The sequence below is a fragment of the uncultured Turicibacter sp. genome, from assembly GCF_938044715.1.
GTDB lineage: Bacteria > Bacillota_I > Bacilli_A > MOL361 > Turicibacteraceae > Turicibacter > Turicibacter sanguinis.
The window spans coordinates 1-3,494 of record NZ_CALIOS010000017.1; the positions used below are offsets into that span (position 1 = coordinate 1).

3 protein-coding genes are annotated in these 3,494 nt (G+C 35.1%); all 3 read right to left on the reverse strand.

Annotation, left to right across the window (positions count from 1 at the left end; genetic code table 11):
- Positions 1–399 (reverse strand): DNA polymerase III subunit delta (holA, locus tag QWC74_RS01765; protein WP_353888892.1); only part of this gene is annotated, 399 nt, incomplete at its 3' end.
- A 169-nt stretch (positions 400–568) separates the two neighbouring features.
- The gene (locus QWC74_RS01770; protein WP_157753415.1) at positions 569–2,800 is read right to left on the reverse strand and encodes a DNA internalization-related competence protein ComEC/Rec2; all 2,232 of its coding nucleotides are present in this window, start codon (positions 2,798–2,800) and stop codon (positions 569–571) included.
- Entirely contained in the window at positions 2,769–3,347 is a 579-nt protein-coding gene (locus QWC74_RS01775; RefSeq protein ID WP_006783185.1) for a helix-hairpin-helix domain-containing protein, read from the reverse strand. The genes QWC74_RS01770 and QWC74_RS01775 overlap by 32 nt, the downstream gene beginning before the upstream one ends.
- Positions 3,348–3,494: the final 147 nt, after the last annotated feature.

The window sequence follows — 3,494 nt, forward strand, 5'->3', positions numbered from 1 at the left end:
CGTGGTTTCTGAGTAAGTTTCAAAGGTAAAAAACTCCGACTGCTTCTTTAATAACTTCACCACTTTTTTACGTTCATCTAATTTATCATAAGGGGCATAAATAATTAAAATATTATCACTAATCGGATGCTCTAAAAACGCCATAAACTTTTCTAAATCATGATTTAATTCACCTTTTGAATCTTTTCCAGTTAAAAATAAAGGATTCTTCACTAAAATGGCTTTTCGATTACTTAAAAAAGCAACTGTTTGCAAATCAAACAACGCTTCCTGAATCGTTGCTTCTTTCATATCATAAGAGATGACATCAAACGATTCAATTTGATGTTGCTCTAAAATTTCATTAATTTTCTTTTCACAAAGAACAGATTGTTCACCAAGGATCGTATAAATGGCCATAAAAACACCTCAGTCCCTATTTTATCACACTAAGGGCTCTGTCACAACCAAACACTTATCGTCCGTATTTTCTTTTGGTGTGACTTTTTTGTTTTTTTTATTGTGAGATTCAATTTGGTACTATACTTTTTCGTTGTGACTTTATTTAGAGAATTGTCTAATTTTTTAATTATTGAACATTATAAACATAAGGTGGAAAAGATTGAATCGATAGCCTATCCCTTCTAATTTTAAATTGAATACTTCCATCGTATTGTGTATTCAAGAGTGGAATTTCGAGTTGTTTCAAATTTTCGATTAACTCTACACTTGGATGACCATAACGATTTTTTCGTCCTGATGATACAAGGGTAATCATGGGACTTAATCTTCTCAAAAATGAATTTGAATTTGAAGTTTTCGAACCATGATGGGCTGCTTTGTATACTGTTAATTGGTTTAACTGATACCGACTCAAAATCTCAGCCTCCTCACTCACCCCCATATCTCCAGTCAATAGTGCGCTAAATCCATCCATCTCTAATGTAAACACCAATGACGCAGCATTCTCATCTGATTTGATCTGATTTGATTGTAAGAACGTGAGAATTTGATTCCCACACGTTAACACTTCTTCTTGTTTGACCTGCCGAAAAATCGTTCCTACTTCCTTTGCTACCTCTTCAATTTCTTTCATCAATTCATTTAAAGGTTGCCCATTTGTTAACACTTCTTTCACCTCAAAAGTTTGAAGTAGCGAAACGGCCTCTCCCACATGATCGAAATCACCATGTGTCAAAATCAAATAATCAATCGTTCGAATCCCCTCTCCCTTTAAAAAGGGCTCTAGCGTGGTTGAAAAAATGGGTTTAGGCTTCCCCGTAAACTGATAGGTACCACCCGTGTCAACCACCACACTACATCGCCTGTAGGACGATTGAATGATAACACTGTCGCCTTGACCCACATCAAGCATCGTGAACTGACTTTCACTGACAAAAAATCGATGGGATTCCAATAGAAAAATAACCAGGATTATGCTAATGGCATAGTTTGAAAAACAACGCTTTTTCTCAAACACATATCCATTCCCCAAAAAAAGCAGCAACAATCCTAGTAATAAATTTAAAGAAAACTCGCCTACAATCCAGTTCCACGTGAATAAACTGGCACTCCCTACAATGACACTTTCAAATAACATGAGAAGATGGTTCGTTAAGGGTGCAATAAACGGTATGAGAATCGTGAGGATTAAAAGCGGTAAAAGACATAGGCTCACAAGTGGAATCACCCATAAATTAACAAGATAACTCAACACATTTATTTCATCATAAAAGTATAATTGAATTGGAGCTGAAGCACATTGAGCAATAAACGGCAAAAAGAAGAATAAACTTTTAGTACCTAATTTTTGAAAAGTAGGTTGAAAACAAATTAAAATAAACGTCATCCAATACGAATAAATAAATCCAAGTTGATAAATTTGTCGTGGATTTAAGCATACATTGACAAGAAAGAGAATTGAAAAAACATCTAATGACGAGAGATTCAATCTTAGACGCTTATTAATCATCAATAAGATACTCATCCCACTCGCCCGAACAATTGAAGGACTTCCTCCACTGATGACCATAAATAAAACTAAAGCGACAATCACAATGAGTTGACTTAACTCCTCAATCACCCCTAATCGCTTTAAAACAAACCGTAAAAGAAAACTTAATAAGCCGACGTGTAATCCACTAATCGCAAACAAATGAATAATCCCAAGCTCAGAATACAGGGTTTGAATCTCTTCTTCTAAATCATCTGTCATTCCAAGCAACCAAGCTTTCATGTAGGCACCTGTCAGTGGTGGAAAGTTCATTTCTATTTGCTGAGCTAATTCATATTGCCACTGCCTAATTGTAAACTGATGCCCGATTAATTCAAATTCATTCGTATATAAGGTCAAATAAACCTTTTGATGAGACAAATATTGCTTAAAATCAAATCCATTGGGAACCGTTGCTGCCATTGGAACATTTAACTCACCGTTTACTAATACAATATCTCCTGGCATTAACTTCGGCTCAACAGAAGAAGTTGTCCAATAAATTCTTTCACTCCCTATTTCTAGAATAGCCGTTTGTTTCTCACGACTCTGCTTTTTGATTTTTACGACCAACGCTTCTGATGGCTCTAACGAGGCATTGGTATGAAGTTTTGTTTGATGTTCTAATGTATGGTAATAGCTAAAACTAATCAAAAAAATAAGGAAATAAATCCAGTATGTCTTAGGAAATCGGCGAAGATAGACAAGAAAAATAAAAATCAGATACCAGGCCCCACCATTCATCAAGACTCCGATTAAAATAGCAAAAACCAAGTAAATCATATGCTGTCTTAACTTAAAGTTCGATAAAGTCTTCCAGGCTTTCAAAAGTCTTTTCTCCAATTCCTGTAACATTTTTTAATTCCTCAATGCTTTGAAACGGACCATAATCCATTCGATATTGAATAATAGCAGCTGCTTTGGTCTTTCCGATACCTGGTAAATTTTTGAGTTCATCCTCATTGGCTTGATTAATGGATATTTTTTTAGATTCTGACGATGATTCAAAAGACCACTGGAAATTTACGACCTCCTCTACATGAGGAACATAAATCACCATTTCATCCTTTATTTTTCCCGCTAAATTGATAGCATTCTGATCCGCTTTTTCAGTCAGTCCTCCCGCAAGCAAAATGACCTCATGAATTCTTGAGTTAGCCTCTACCTCATAAACACCAGGACAATAAACTTCTCCCTTTACATCAATTATATAATAAAGGCTTGAAACTTCTTCTAATTCAGATTTTGTAATCTCCTCTATGCTTGATTGTGATTCGATTACAATAGGAACCGACGTATTCTTAGGTTTGGCACTCATAAAGATGAGTGACATAACAATTCCACTCACGAATAAATAAACAAGTTGCTTTTTCATCGTTTTCACCTCATTTTTCTATACGCAAAAAAAAGGTGTTTTCCTTTTAAAAAATAAAGGTTCTATAATATTTGGTGTTGCTAACTAAGCAGCGCCTTTTTTATGGCATCAAAAAAAGAGACATCAAGTCTCTATCCTGTTACAATG